Source organism: Flavobacterium johnsoniae, assembly GCF_001879205.1.
Taxonomy (GTDB): Bacteria; Bacteroidota; Bacteroidia; order Flavobacteriales; family Flavobacteriaceae; genus Flavobacterium; species Flavobacterium johnsoniae_A.
This window is the reverse complement of sequence record NZ_MLFK01000009.1, coordinates 37,301-51,963: the sequence shown is the minus strand read 5'-3', so window position 1 is coordinate 51,963 and position 14,663 is coordinate 37,301. Positions and strand designations below refer to the sequence as shown.

The window sequence follows — 14,663 nt, the reverse complement described above, 5'->3', positions numbered from 1 at the left end:
ATCTTTAAACAACACCTGTTTCGCCCCTCTGGAGCTTGAAATCACGGCCTACATAACTGCTATAAATATGATGCTCCGCCGGAGCCTTTTTTTCTAATCGGAACTAGTTTTTATTCATTATCTGTCTCGCTTATATCACATCTCATTGTGGTGAGTATGGCTTTAAATCCTGCTTTTTTATAAGCGTTTACCGCCGCTTCATTATCGTAATATACATCTAGTCTCACCTCACTTATTCCCTGAGATAAAACCCATTTATTCAGTTCATTAATCAATAAACCATTGAGGCCTTTTCCTCTAAATTCAGGATCAACATACATAAATCCAAGATATCCGAAAAGTTCGTGTTTTTGATAAGGTTTAGCTTCTCGAATTTGAGCATAACCGCAACCTACAAGCTGCCCTTTGCATTCAATAACCAAAACTTCGGTCTTATTGTCCAGAATAAGTTCCTGTATACTGTAATAAAATATCTCCCCTTCTTTTAATGTTGGATCAAAAGGTCTTTCGGCATTTACTAGAAATTGCAGAAATTCTGCAAGTCTCGGTAAATCAGCATTAACAGCTGGTCTGATCACTATGTCTTTTATATTTTCATTCATATTTCAAATATATCGAAAATAAATGCTGCCAAAATAAATTTTATGCTAAAACTTTTACCTAATTATTATTTCTAATAAAAATAAAAAACCTCCAAAATCAAATGACTTTGGAGGTTTCTATATGTATACTTAAGTGATGATTACATTTCGTTTAATTCATTAAACTCGTGTAAAGATTTTAATGTGTTTTCATAAAACAAAATCGCAGCGATAAGGTTTCCTTTATCTGAGTATGGCATCATTTTTCTTTGAAACTCTACTGTAGTATCTAAGAAAGTTGTTGTACCAACTGCCTGATTGTCTAATATCTTTTTGTGGTCACCATCGTCTGGAATACCTAGGTCTGCCATTGTAACACCTGGTTTAGTAACCAAAGCGATGTAAGGAAGAGTCTTTACTAAAACTTTAATACGTTCAATGTACAACTCCAAAAGTTCGCCTTTCTGCATACCGCTCAATTCTTTTTGATCATGGTATTTACGGATAAGGGCTGTTGTACTGATAATACTTCTTGGAGCATTTTTTGCTTGTGCTGATACTGCAGCAGTCGTCAAGAAGAAAAGGATACTTAATAGAATAATTTTACTCTTCATTTTCGTAGGATGTAATTGGTTCTTGGTTAGAGCAAAAATATACAAATTAACTTAAATTACAACTTTATTTAATTTCTTTTTTTAGAGAATTTTAACACTTAGTTTTTCTGTCTTCTTATGACTTTATTATTCTAAAGCGCCCCGGATACTTTATCCATATACTTTTTTTGTTGCCGTAATAGTCCATAAATTCTTCGCATACAAAAACCGCGTGCGCTTTTGACCAGGCTACAACACCGCAATATTCGCTTCCGGATTGTCGTTTCAGCCTTTGTATCTGCTTTCCTAATTTAAATCCGAGGTATTTATAAATCGTTGGGGTGTATACCGCACCATCTTCTAAATCTTCTAAGGCTCTGTCAAAAGTCGACTCTTTGTCAATAATCTGCTTGTACTTTGCCATTACTGCGTATGTCAAGACGGCATAATCTGTTATTTTTTCGCTCTCGCAATTATCTTTAATATAGATAAATCCGGCAGATACTTTAGCTTTATCTATTTCCTCGCTTTTTAGATTAAACTCAGCATCATTTTTTAATTTTATTTTATACAGACTGTCGTTTATTTGTTCTGCCGCAAAAAGATTGTCTAATCCGTAAACATTCAAAGAAGCCTTGATAAAAGCGATAGATGAACAATTTGTACGTTCTCCCTGTTTAAAGCTTTCGAATATTTTATCTGAACTTAATTGCGCATAAGAATTTGAATAGACAAACATTAAAAATAAAAAAATAGAAGTAAACGATTTCATTGTCTTAGATTTTTTGGGGAACATACTAATTTTACAAATCTATAAAAATCAACTCATATTTTTTTTCAGTTCTTAACTTTTATCAAAAATTGTAAAGGATCTTGAGTTTAGTACCAGATTTTACTGAATTTAGTTAATTATACTACGATTAAGGAACATTCAAATCAATAAAATTAAAAAGAGCACATTAAACAATCCTGTTATTTTAAGTATATTTTTTACACTTAAAAAAGTATCACAACAAAGCCTTAAAGTGCACTTATAATCCTATACTATTTCATCATTTTTCTCTAACTTAGCACAGTAAATCTTAAATTATAAGATTAAAACAAACACTGTTTTTCTGCAACGAACTGAATGAAAAAGCGTTACTGTTTTTTCTCTTACATTTTTTCTCAGAAAAACACTTTTATAATAATTATTAGTTAATTGAAAACTATGAACAAATTTGATTTTGGAATTGTAGGGCTCGGTGTAATGGGCCGCAACCTGCTTTTGAATATTGCAAGCCATAACTTTGCGGCTGCAGGTTTAGATTTGGATACCGAAAAAGTCAACTCTCTTCAACAAGAAGCAGGTCCTGATCATACAATTGAAGCGACTACAGATGTTAAACATTTTGTAGAACTTATTCAGCAGCCAAGAGCTATTATGCTGCTGGTTCCTGCCGGAAAACCTGTAGACAGTGCGATAGCAAGCTTACTTCCTCATTTAGACAAGGGAGATATTATAATTGATGGCGGTAATACCTATTTTACGGATACCGACAGAAGATTTCTGGAATTATCTGCTAAAGGAATTCACTTCTTTGGAATGGGAATTTCAGGAGGAGAAAAAGGCGCCAGATTTGGTCCTGCCATGATGCCGGGCGGCGATCAGAAGGCGTATGAGAGACTTCGTCCTATTTTTGAAGCTATTGCAGCAAAAGTAGATGGAGAACCTTGTGTAGAATATTTAGGAAACGGATCTGCCGGAAACTACGTAAAAATGGTTCACAACGGAATCGAATACGGAATCATGCAATTGATCTCTGAGATTTACGACCTGATGAAAAGAGGGTATAATCTGGATGAAGATACGATTCAGAAAACTTTTGAAGAATGGAACCAGACAAATGACCTTAAATCATATCTGATTGAAATTACCGGAAAAATCCTGAAAGAAAAAGATGAAGACGGAAGCAGACTGATCAATAAAATTTCAGACTGGGCTAAATCTAAAGGAACAGGAAAATGGACTTCTCAAAACGCTATGGATTTACAAGTACCGGTTCCAACTATAGACGCAGCAGTGGTAATGCGCGATATGTCTAAAACAAAACCGGAAAGAATTGAAGCTGCAACCAAATTAGTCTGGAACGTTGCTGAAAAAAATACAAATACAACCGAAGCAATTGAAGCATTAAAATCTGCCTTGTACTTTTCTATTATAGTGACTTATGCTCAGGGATTAGCACAGCTTCATACCGCTTCTAAAGAATACAATTACGGATTAAATCTGGAAACTGTTGCCAAAATATGGCGTGGAGGCTGTATTATTCGTGCGAATGCCCTGGAAGATTTCAGAAAAGCATTTGCTGCCAAAAAAGATTTACCAAACTTACTTTTAGATGCCGGAATCGCTTCAAAATTAACTCAAAACCAAGCTGGAACAAGAGCTGTTATTCAATTTGCAGTTCAACAAGGATTACCTGCAGCTGGGCTTATGAATTCATTAGCTTATTTTGATGCATACAGATCTGAAAACCTGCCAACAAATCTAATTCAGGCACAACGTGATTATTTTGGGGCTCATACCTACGAACGTATTGATAAAACCGGTGTTTTTCACACACAATGGTCTGAATAAAGAACTAAAAGCAACACAACACACAAATGAGTAAGTTCAAAAATATAAATCCAACAATCATTGTGATTTTTGGAGGAACCGGAGACTTGGCAAAAAGAAAACTCTTTCCTGCATTTCAAAATTTGTATCTGGATGGACGTATGTCAGAGAAATTTGAAATCATTGCACTTGGAAGAGCTGAAAAAACAAACGAAGATTTTCGCAGTTATGTCTTAGAAAACCTAAACACCTTTTCGAGAAAGAAAGGACTTTCTGATCCGGAAACTCAAAAATTTCTTTCCCACATAAGCTATCACAGTCTTGATATCGACAAAGAAAAGTCGTATCAAAGCTTAAATACAAAAATAAATAATATTGATAAAGCTTTTGGAGAACGTGCCAATCGTCTTTTTTATCTATCGATTACGCCTTCTTTTATTACGACAATTTCTAATAATATTAAGAAAATAGGCCTTGCTGCTAATCCAACGCAGGATCGCATTATTATTGAAAAACCTTTTGGTTACGATAAAACTTCTGCGATCGAACTTAATGTTATGCTTTCGCAGACTTTTAAAGAAGAACAGATTTATAGAATCGATCATTATCTGGGTAAAGAAACCGTTCAAAACATCCTTGCGTTCCGTTTTGGAAATTCGATGTTCGAACCTTTATGGAGCCGAAATTTTATTGATTTTGTCCAAATTACAGTAGCCGAAGAAGTGGGCGTTGAAGAACGAGGCGGATTTTATGAAGGTGTCGGCGCTTTAAAAGATATGATTCAGAATCATCTTCTTCAAATTTTATGTATGACTGCCATGGAAGCTCCGGCTTCGTTAGCTGCAGACGACATCCGAAACCGTAAAGCAGATGTTTTAAAATCTATTCGACGCATTAAACCGGACGAAGTGGATCATTATATTGTAAGAGGTCAATACGATGCCGGAACTATAAAAGGAAAACCGGTTCCGGGATATCGTCAGGACAAAGGAATTGCTCCGGATTCTAATACAGAAACCTATGTGGCAATGAAAATATATCTGGATAACTGGAGATGGCAGGGAATTCCGTTTTATCTGCGTACAGGAAAACGCATGGAAGAAAAACAATCTTCTATTATTATACAATTTAAACCTGTGCCGCATTCCTCTTTCTCTTATGGAAAAGAAGGCATGACACCAAACAGATTGATTATCAATATTCAGCCTGCAATGGATATTAAACTTCAGTTTATGACCAAAAAACCGGGTCTGTCACTTTCGTTAAGACCTGCAGAAATGATCTTTGATTATTTTGCCTGTTCTACTATGTCGCCGGAAGCTTATGAAACACTAATTGCCGATGCGCTGGCAGGAGATCCTACCCTATTCATGCGCTGGGATCAGGTAGAACAAGCCTGGGATGCTATTGATACCATTCAGCAGGTTTGGAAAACTACAGCGCCAACAAATTTCCCAAATTACAAAGCAGGAAGCTGGGGACCTGAAGAAGCTGACGAATTATTAGCAAGACAAGGACACGCCTGGATTCCAAATACACAAACTAAAGAAGAATTAGCCGATGATACAGATATATAATAATACCGAAGAAATTAACATTGCGGCCGCGACTATCTTTATAGAATCGGCACAAAAAGCAATTGCTAAAAAAAACCGATTTACAGCTGTACTGACCGGCGGTTCATCTCCTGCCGGAATTTATAAACTATTAGCGTCTGAAGAATATAAAAATCAGGTAGACTGGAGTAAAGTGTTTATATACTGGGGCGACGAACGCTGGGTGCCTCTTAATGATGACCTTAGTAATGCAAAAATGTCCTATAATACCCTATTAAGCCACGTTCCTATTCCGTCAGAAAATATTTTTGAAATGTATAAGGATGGTGTTACGCCAGAGGAATATGCCGTTATCTACGAACAATCTATTAGAAAAGTTCTGGGCGATGAAGGAAAATTTGATCTTATCTTATTAGGTATGGGAGACGACGGCCACACGGCTTCTCTTTTTCCGGGACAAGCTGTCTTAGAAGAACAAAACAAATGGGTAGATGCCTATTACCTTGAACCTCAAAAAATGTACCGCATTACACTTACGGCACCGCTGATAAACAAAGCCGAAAAGATTATCGTAGTAGCTTTTGGAGAGAAGAAAGCACCCGCATTAAAAGAAGTAACCAGCGGAGTTTACAATCCTGCAGTTTACCCAATGCAGTTAATTAAACCTGTTTCCGGAGATTTATTATTTCTTGTAGATAAAAGTGCCGCCAGTACAAATTAAGATCTTTTTAAAATTTTAATATAGTAAGAGTTTATGCGAATAGTATAAACTCTTTTTTTAATTTGCTTAGCTTTGCCTCCTATTTACACCTCAACATCTCTAAAAATCCAATAAAAACAAGAAGCTGTAAATTTCCGTATTGAAAAAAATGACAATAAAAGATTTAGTTGGTAATTACGCCATTTCGGGAAGTAATCAAGATGAGAACCCAGAAGTAAGTTATAAAGGTGTTTTGAGTTTAACCTTAGATAAAAACAATCGAATTGCTGCCAACTGGCTTATTAATAATGCTCAGGAGCAAAAGGGAAATGGTTTCTTTAAAGATAATATTCTGGTAATCAATTTTAGATATAAAGGAGAAGACCATAAAACCTATAAAGGAGTAGCTGTTTACCGCTGCCTAACCAAAGATGTCTTAGAAGGTTTTTGGTCCGAAAAACATGGCAACCCGCTTTATCTCGGCACAGAACATTGTTTAAGAATAAAAAGCAGTGAACCCTTAAACTAGTTCCTAAACTTTTTTTTACAGTTTGTGTTCAATCCCGGATGATTTTATTGAACACAAACTGTTTAAAATTTTATTCCTCTTGGTAAGTGGATTGATTTTTAAAGTCAGCTGCATCAAAATGAGGCAGTACTTTCTCTGCAATCAATTTTAAAGCCTCATCGACAGGAATTTCAGATTTTCTTAAATGAAGCGCCATGTGGTTTACTCCTGCCAGTTCATACAACCTCATCAAACTTGCCAATCCATTGATTCCGACAGCACCACCAAAACGATGCGGCGTAAAAGGTGCATCAGGATCTTTTAAAAGATTTAAATGAAAAGCTGAGATATAAGGTTTTGAGGCCTGATTGTTGTCGTAAAGCGCATTTTTCCATTCTCTTACCAAAATTTCCGTATCTTTTACATCCCTAGGATAATTGAACCAGCCCTGCATATTTTGAGCAATCCAATCCATACTTTGTTTGGCTCTTCCGGCTAAAATCCATGGAATTTCATTTTTAGGTTTTGGATAAATTTCTATCCCATTAGAAGTCTTTCCAAAAAAGTGATGCAGTTCACTCTCATCTTTCCAGGCTTCCTTAATAATTTCATGATTCAATACAAATCGATCTGCTCTGTTTTCAAAATCAAATCCAAATAGCGGAAATTCTACAGGACGATCTCCCAAACCAACACCAAAAAGATATCGGCTTTCGGATAAGTTTTCGATCGTGGCAATTGCTTTGGCCAGCTGCAGCGGATCATGCAGAGGCAGTACAACGGCGGCCGTTCCAATAGCTATCGACTTGGTAATTGCGGCAACATAACCCAAGTATGATAAAGTATCAAAAACCTGGGCTCCATCGCCAAAATTTGGATCGTACACCGGAACTTCCCGCATCCATAAAGCAGCAAATCCAAGTTTATCAGCTAATTGAATAAGTTCCGTATGTCTGCTTATATCAGGAATTCCAAAAGGACGTCCTTGTTTTTTTCTTTTCTTCTCTCCTTCAAGAGACCAGTCGTTGTCTAATGGAAATTCGAGTCCAAGAGTCATTCGGCCGGGTATATGTATTTTGCAAATTGTTTTCATTTTAAAAATTAAATTAACGGTTAACAGATTACTAGTTATTTAATTATTTGCTGTTCTTTTTACTTGATATTTTGGAGCTTAATAAAGTCGCACCTATTGCAAGTACCACAAACAAGGCACCAACCCAAGGAGTAGATTCAAGTCCTAAAGTAGATTCTACCACTAATCCGCCTGCATAAGCCCCAATGGCAATTCCAACATTAAAAGCAGCAATGTTAAAAGCAGATGCCACATCTTCGGTTCCCGGCAGGTAACGTTCTGCTAATTGAACTACGTACAATTGTAAGCCCGGAACATTAGAGAATGATAAGGCTCCCATAATAAATAAAGTGATGATTCCAAAAACAGAATCACTGGCAGTAAACGTAAAAACCAATAAAGCAATTGCTTGTAAAACAAACATCCATAATAATGCTTTCAGTGGATTTTTATTTGCCGCTTTTCCTCCAATAAGATTCCCGAAAGCGATCGCTATTCCGTACAATACAAGAACTACATTCACCATTGATTCAGAAAGCCCCATGATTTTTTGAAGAATGGGAGACAAATAAGTAAAGGCAACAAAAGTTCCACCGTAGCCCAAAGTAGTCATTAAAAAAGCTAAAAGTAATCTGCCGTTTGCTACTACTTTAAACTGATCCTTTATGGCTATTGTTTTTTCATTTTCGATGTTATTAGGTAATAAAATCCAACCTGAAATTAAGCCGATTAATCCCAAAACAGCCACTCCTATAAAAGTAGCACGCCATCCAAATTCCTGACCTATAAAAGTTCCAAAAGGTACTCCGGTAACAATCGCAACAGTTAAACCAGTAAACATAATAGAAATTGCCGAGGCTCTTTTGTCAGGCGGTACTAATGAAGCCGCAATAGTAGAACCTATCGAAAAGAAAACACCATGAGCCAGTCCGGTAATAATTCTTGCCATCACCAATGTGGCAAAACCAGGTGCAATCGAAGCAAGGCCATTTCCTACAATAAATACAATCATAAGCCAGATTAACAATTTCTTTCTTGGAATACTTCCTGTTAAGGCAGTTAATATTGGTGCACCAATAGCAACACCAATTGCATATAAACTCACCAGTAATCCTGCTGATGGGATACTAATGTTTAAATCTGTGGCAACCGTGGGCAGTAAACCTACAATAACAAATTCTGTGGTACCAATTCCGAATGCGCTGATAGTTAATGCCCACAACGCTGCAGGCAGTCTTTTTCGTGTACTGGCTGTTTTGCCAATAACTGTTGTTTCATTTGTTTTCATATTGTTGTTTCAAATAAAATTATTAATCAAAAGGGAGATTATTCCCGTACTTTTTTGGGAGAAATAAATCGCTGTAAAATTTTAGGTTGTGGATAAAAGCTTTAAAAACCAGTGAAGAGAAATAAGAGAATGCTCCGAAGAACATCCTCCTATCCAACAACCAATTTAATTACTCTTAATGTCTGTGATCTGGTAAGAAATACTGCCAAAGACCATGTTATTATTTAATAAGGTTAGATTATGAATTTCAATGCCAGCTATAGATAGGGAATGTTGCCCGGAATTACTTCAAGAACTATTGGTATTCTTTCTAATTTATTTTGTGCATAATTGCCAGTGCCTAAAAAAGCAGTTACAGCCTGCATAAAATAGTGGATCGTTTTCATCATTATATTGTTTAAAATTAACAGTACAAAGTTCTAACGATGACACAAGATATGCGAGGATGAACATCACACTTTTGAAGTGATATAGATCACACTTTTATCCCTTAAATCGGCTGAGGGTTTCACGCGTAACTCCTAAATAAGAAGCCAGAAGCTTTTTAGGAACACGCTGAATTAGTAAAGGAAGTTTTTTGATTAGATTATTGTAACGTTCTTCTGCTGTCTGCGTTAATAAAGACATTATGCGTTGCTGCAAAGCGATATAGCCGTAATGTGATTTAATTCTGAAAAAATTGGTCATTTTTGGAATTTCACTGCACAATTTTTCCCTGTTTTCTAACCGAAGACAAAAAAACTCAGAATCTTCAATACAATCAATAAATAAAGTAGCCGGAACCTGATTCTGAAAAGCATGAAAATCACTTGTCCAGTATTGTTCCATTGCAAACTGCAGGATATGTTCTTTACCTTCGTTGTCAATAGCGTATGTTTTCAATAAGCCGCTTATGATCCAGTATTCAGAAGGAACAAGCTCATCTTTCTGCACTAAAAACTGGTGTTTTCTCAATTTCTTATAAGTAAAACAATCGGCAACAATATTCCATTCCTCATCAGTTAACGGGCTTATTTCTTCGATATGTTTTCTTAATAATAAATAATGATTTTCCATAAAATGCAAATTCTTTTTAGAACTACCTGATCTAATCCCTTACGAAAGTAACAAAAAACTTTTACCGATGATAAAACAAAACTCACACCTCATTAGTGTGAGTTTTGAAAAACCAATTATTGTCCTCCTCCCAGCGCTCTGTAAAACTCTATGTAAGCTAAAGCCTGCTGTCTTTTTAAATCAGATAATTTTAATTCATTTTCTATAAGATTTTGTTCGATCAGTATAACTTCTAAATAATTGGCCTGACCATTCGTAAATAAAAGATCTGCATTATTTACAGCGGTTTGCAACAATTCATTTTTGGATGTTTCAATGGCAATTTTCTCTTTTAGCTTTTCGGTTTTAAACATTGCGTCTGAAACTTCTTTTGTGGCTTGCAAAACTGTTTTTCTAAATTCCTCGGCCTTTTGCTCGTAGGTTATTTTACTCACATTAAAAGCAGTTCTTAACTTTCGCTTATTGAAAACAGGTTCTGTAAGTCCGCCTGCTAAAATGCCAAATAACGAACCCGGAATGTTTAACCAATTTGATGATTGAAAAGAATTAAGACCTCCGGCCGCTGTTATATTCAAAGCCGGATATAAACCTGCCTGAGCCACACCTATTCGGGCTGAAGCGGCACGTAGTTCAAATTCCTTCTGACGCACATCCGGACGATTCGACATTAACGAAGCCGGAACACTTGAATTCAATTGCTGTGGAGCTGTAAAATTGGCTTTACTTTCTGGTAATGCAATTTTATCCGGCTCATTTCCCATTAAAACATTCAAAGCATTTTCCTGAATAAATTGTTCCTGTTCTAAATCCGGAATAATAGCTTGTGTCGATTTGTACTGAACTTCGGCTTGTTGTAACGCTAATGCAGTTGCTGCTCCGTTTTCAAACTGCACTTTGATTAGTTTAACTGTATTAGCACTCAAAGCTAAATTTTTACGAGTTATCGCCAATTGCTCATCTAACATCAATAAAGTGTAATAGGATGTTGCCGCAGAGGCAATTAATCTGGTCTGCAATGCTTTTCTGGCTTCAAGACTTTGCAGCCATTCATTTAGTGCTGCTTTTTTTTGATTTTTCACTTTTCCCCAAATATCAATTTCCCAACTAATACCTGTATTCAAAGTATAATCTTCTATCCTATTATTTGTTCCCAGCGTATTTCCTAAATTAAAACCATTAGCGCCGTTAAGGCTATTATCTGAATAATAATTTCTTGAAGTACCAATTCCGGCAGAAACCGATGGCAGCCACGAAACTTTTGATTCTTTCAGGTATTCATCATTAATCTCAATGTTCTTTAGTGCAATGACCATATCATAGTTACGTTGCAAAATATTGTCAATAATATTCTGCAAAGCAGGATCTGTAAAAAAACTTCTCCAGGGCAGTAACGTACTGTCATTATTTTGCTGCATAATAGTTCCGGTTCCCCGATATTCTTTGGGCATCACTATCTCCGGACGGGTATATTCTTTACCGATTTGACAGGCCGAAAACACTATCAAAATCAGTATGTAGTATATTATTTTTTTCATTTTTGTTAGTGATTGGTGATAAGTACAGGATCAATTTCAACGGGAATTTTCTTTAAACCGAAAAAACGTTCGTGTAAAGATTGGAATACAATAAATAAAACCGGTATTATAAAAATTCCCAGTATTACACCAAAGAACATTCCTCCTATTGTTCCCGATGCAATAGAACGGTTTCCCTGTTCTGTGGCACCACCTGCAAAAAGCAGCGGCAGTAATCCCGCAATAAAGGCGAAAGAAGTCATTAATATGGGACGCAATCTCAAAGCCGAAGCCTGCAGTGCCGATTCAACCAACGATTTTCCTTTGTGTCTCATTTGTACTGCAAACTCTACGATCAAAATAGCATTTTTAGCCAAAAGTCCGATAAGCATAATCATACCAATCTGCACATAAATATTGTTTGTAACTCCAATTAAATTGATAAACACAAATACTCCAAAAATTCCGGTTGGCAAAGACAAGATTACAGCCAATGGCAAAAGATAACTTTCATATTGGGCTGATAATAGAAAATACACAAATAGTATACAGATTCCGAAGATAAATATAGTTTGATTTCCTGCCTGCTGTTCTTCTCTCGCCATTCCTGTATATTCGTGAGAATATCCTAACGGAAGCGTCTCAGCAACTTCATTTATAGCTTTCATGGCGTCTCCTGTTGAATAGCCTTTTTTAGCCTGAACATTCAAATTAATAGAAGTCGACTGATTTAAGTGCGTAACGACTTCGGGACCAAAAACACGTTTTAATTGTACCACTGATTTAAGCGGTACCATTTTTCCCTGATCGTTTTTAGAATATACTTCGTTAAGTGAATTTTCATCTATCCTGAAAGGCGCTTCGGCCTGAACCACTACACGATAATATTTCCCAAATCGATTAAAATCAGAAGAATAAATACTTCCAAAATACGCCTGCATGGTTTCTAAAATTGTACTCACATCAAGTCCTAATTGTTTTGCTTTAACCGCATCGACATCAAGCATATATTGAGGGAATTTTGCATTAAAAGAGGTAAAAGCCGCCGCAATTTCTTTTCTATCCTTTAGTGATTTTATAAATTGGTCGTTCACCTGAGCTAATTTATCAATAGTGCCTCCTGCATTATCTTTTAGTACAACGTCTAAAGCATCTACATTTCCAAATCCCGGAACAGTTGGCATCGAATAGGTAAACGAAGATCCTTCAGGTAAACCATCAAATACGGTTTTGATAGAATCCATAATTTTATTGATATCCTTTACTTTTCCTCGTTCTTCGGGCTGTTTTAAAATGGTGTAAGAAGCCGCATAAGATGGAGAAACCGTATTAGCCAATAGATTACTTCCGTTTACCATAGCATTAAAATATACACCTTCAAATTTGCTTAACTTTTTACTTGCTTCTGTTGTTACGGCTTTAGTACGTTCCAGAGAAGTTCCCGGAGGCATACTTAAAGCAGTCATGACAAAACTCTGATCTTCTGTTGGAATAAATGCCTGCGGTGTACTGCGTGCCAGTAATACGGTTACAATAGAAACTACTGCTAATCCGCCTAAAGCAAGCCATTTTCTTTTAATTAGAAAAAGAACGGCATTGGTATATCTTTTTGTTGCGGCATGAAAACCAGTATTAAAAAGTTCATAAAATCGTTGAAGTCCTTTTTTGTGTTTGTCCTGATACAATTCCGCATGCTTGTTTTTAAGTAAAACAGCACATAAAGCCGGGCTTAGGGTTAAAGCGTTTACCGCCGAAATAACAATAGCAATTGCCAGGGTAAAAGCAAATTGTCTGTAGAATACACCAACCGGACCTTCGATTAAACCAATAGGTAAAAATACCGCCGACATTACCAAAGTAATAGATAAAATAGCACCTGTAATTTCTCCCATTGCGCTGATTGTCGCTTTTTTAGCATCGGTAGAATGGTGTTCTAATTTATGATGAACGGCCTCGACGACGACAATAGCATCATCGACCACAACTCCAATCGCGAGCACTAAGGCAAAAAGCGTCAGCAAATTGATGGTGATGCCAAAAACGCCCATAAAAAAAAAGGTTCCAATAATCGCTACCGGAACGGATATCGCCGGAATAAGTGTAGAACGGAAATCCTGCAGAAAAATAAAAACAACAAGAAAAACCAATATAAATGCTTCGACCAAAGTATGCTCTACCTGACTGATAGAAGCGTCCAGAAAGCGTTTTGTACTATAAGTTGCTCTGTAACTGATTCCTTTTGGAAAACTTTTTTTAGCCTCTTCCATAAACTTCAGTATTTCAATCTGAATATCATTGGCATTAGAACCCGGCGTCTGGAAAATTGCAACACCAATTCCCGGATGCCCCGCCAGTGTTTGGGCCGAAGCATAAACATGATCCAACGATCCCAATTCTATTTTGGCAACATCCTTTAATCGCAATACAGAACCGTCCGGATTTGCCCTGATTACAATATCTTCATAATCGGGTTCCTTGTTCAGTTTCCCTTTGTATTTGATTGTGTATTCAAAAGCCGTTGGGCTTCCTTCTCCAAATTTACCGGGAGCCGCTTCAATATTCTGATGATCGATTGCTTTCATCACTTCCTGCGCTGTCATTTGATAACTGGCGAGTTTTCCCGGATTCAGCCAGACACGCATGGCATAATCTTTACTTCCAAATACCTGCGCTTTTCCAACGCCCTGAATACGCTGAATTCCCGGAACAATATTGATCAGGTCATAATTATTTAAAAAAGCCGAATCGTAATTGGGATTCGTACTTTCTAAATCAATAATCATAATCATACTATTGTTTTGTTTCGAGGTATTAATTCCCGTTTTAACTACTTCCTGAGGCAATTGATTCGTGGCTTGCGAAACCCTGTTCTGGACATTGATTGCTGCCTGATCAGGATTGGTCCCGAGTTTAAAATAAACGGTAATCGTTAATGTACCATCGTTTGAAGACGATGATGTCATATAGATCATATTTTCTACACCATTGATGACCTGTTCTAATGGCGTGGCTACAGAACGGGCAACCGCTTCTGCACTGGCTCCGGGATAACGTGCTGTCACCACAACCGAAGGCGGTGCTATTTCGGGGAAAGTTTCCATAGGTAATTTTTCCAAGGCCAGAAAACCGAGTATTACCAATATCAATGAGATGACAGTTGCCGTAACCGGCCTGTCGATTATTTTCTTTAACATAA

13 protein-coding genes are annotated in these 14,663 nt (G+C 36.7%); 4 read left to right on the top strand and 9 right to left on the bottom strand.

What is annotated here, in order from left to right:
- Positions 1 to 110: 110 nt before the first annotated feature.
- From BKM63_RS16170 to BKM63_RS16160, 3 genes are all read right to left on the bottom strand, one after another.
- Complete coding sequence (locus BKM63_RS16170) at positions 111 to 602, bottom strand: GNAT family N-acetyltransferase (RefSeq protein WP_071637622.1); 492 nt, start codon at positions 600 to 602, stop codon at positions 111 to 113.
- 140 nt (positions 603 to 742) lie between these two features.
- On the bottom strand, positions 743 to 1,195 hold the full coding sequence (locus BKM63_RS16165) for a hypothetical protein (protein ID WP_071637621.1): 453 nt from the start codon (positions 1,193 to 1,195) through the stop codon (positions 743 to 745).
- 115 nt (positions 1,196 to 1,310) lie between these two features.
- Positions 1,311 to 1,946, bottom strand: a complete 636-nt coding sequence (locus BKM63_RS16160) for a hypothetical protein (RefSeq protein WP_071637620.1) — start codon at positions 1,944 to 1,946, stop codon at positions 1,311 to 1,313.
- Positions 1,947 to 2,384: 438 nt separating this feature from the next.
- On the opposite strand from BKM63_RS16160, the gene gndA reads away from it, so the two are divergent.
- The 4 genes from gndA to BKM63_RS16140 all read left to right on the top strand — a co-directional run bounded on the left by gndA (position 2,385) and on the right by BKM63_RS16140 (position 6,558).
- Positions 2,385 to 3,794, top strand: coding sequence for an NADP-dependent phosphogluconate dehydrogenase (gndA, locus tag BKM63_RS16155; protein ID WP_071637619.1), 1,410 nt, complete (start codon positions 2,385 to 2,387; stop codon positions 3,792 to 3,794).
- Between the two features lie 26 nt (positions 3,795 to 3,820).
- Complete coding sequence (gene zwf / locus BKM63_RS16150) at positions 3,821 to 5,350, top strand: glucose-6-phosphate dehydrogenase (RefSeq protein ID WP_071637618.1); 1,530 nt, start codon at positions 3,821 to 3,823, stop codon at positions 5,348 to 5,350.
- Positions 5,334 to 6,050 (top strand): 6-phosphogluconolactonase, encoded by a 717-nt coding sequence (gene pgl / locus BKM63_RS16145; protein ID WP_071637617.1) that lies wholly within the window; start codon positions 5,334 to 5,336, stop codon positions 6,048 to 6,050. The genes zwf and pgl overlap by 17 nt, the downstream gene beginning before the upstream one ends.
- 148 nt (positions 6,051 to 6,198) lie before the next feature.
- Positions 6,199 to 6,558 carry a hypothetical protein gene (locus BKM63_RS16140; RefSeq protein ID WP_071637616.1) on the top strand — a complete coding sequence of 120 codons (360 nt, stop codon included), beginning with the start codon at positions 6,199 to 6,201 and terminating at the stop codon, positions 6,556 to 6,558.
- A gap of 70 nt (positions 6,559 to 6,628) precedes the next feature.
- Here BKM63_RS16140 and BKM63_RS16135 read toward each other — a convergent pair whose 3' ends face one another.
- The 6 genes from BKM63_RS16135 to BKM63_RS16115 all read right to left on the bottom strand — a co-directional run bounded on the left by BKM63_RS16135 (position 6,629) and on the right by BKM63_RS16115 (position 14,661).
- Complete coding sequence (locus BKM63_RS16135) at positions 6,629 to 7,630, bottom strand: TIGR03571 family LLM class oxidoreductase (protein ID WP_071637615.1); 1,002 nt, start codon at positions 7,628 to 7,630, stop codon at positions 6,629 to 6,631.
- A 43-nt stretch (positions 7,631 to 7,673) separates the two neighbouring features.
- Positions 7,674 to 8,897, bottom strand: coding sequence for an MFS transporter (locus BKM63_RS16130; protein WP_071637614.1), 1,224 nt, complete (start codon positions 8,895 to 8,897; stop codon positions 7,674 to 7,676).
- Between the two features lie 257 nt (positions 8,898 to 9,154).
- On the bottom strand, positions 9,155 to 9,283 hold the full coding sequence (locus BKM63_RS24045; RefSeq protein ID WP_278248023.1) for a hypothetical protein: 129 nt from the start codon (positions 9,281 to 9,283) through the stop codon (positions 9,155 to 9,157).
- Positions 9,284 to 9,380: 97 nt separating this feature from the next.
- Complete coding sequence (locus tag BKM63_RS16125; protein ID WP_071637613.1) at positions 9,381 to 9,953, bottom strand: Crp/Fnr family transcriptional regulator; 573 nt, start codon at positions 9,951 to 9,953, stop codon at positions 9,381 to 9,383.
- A gap of 116 nt (positions 9,954 to 10,069) precedes the next feature.
- Positions 10,070 to 11,488, bottom strand: coding sequence for an efflux transporter outer membrane subunit (locus BKM63_RS16120; RefSeq protein ID WP_071637612.1), 1,419 nt, complete (start codon positions 11,486 to 11,488; stop codon positions 10,070 to 10,072).
- A gap of 5 nt (positions 11,489 to 11,493) precedes the next feature.
- Positions 11,494 to 14,661, bottom strand: a complete 3,168-nt coding sequence (locus BKM63_RS16115) for an efflux RND transporter permease subunit (RefSeq protein ID WP_071637611.1) — start codon at positions 14,659 to 14,661, stop codon at positions 11,494 to 11,496.
- Positions 14,662 to 14,663 lie beyond the last annotated feature (2 nt).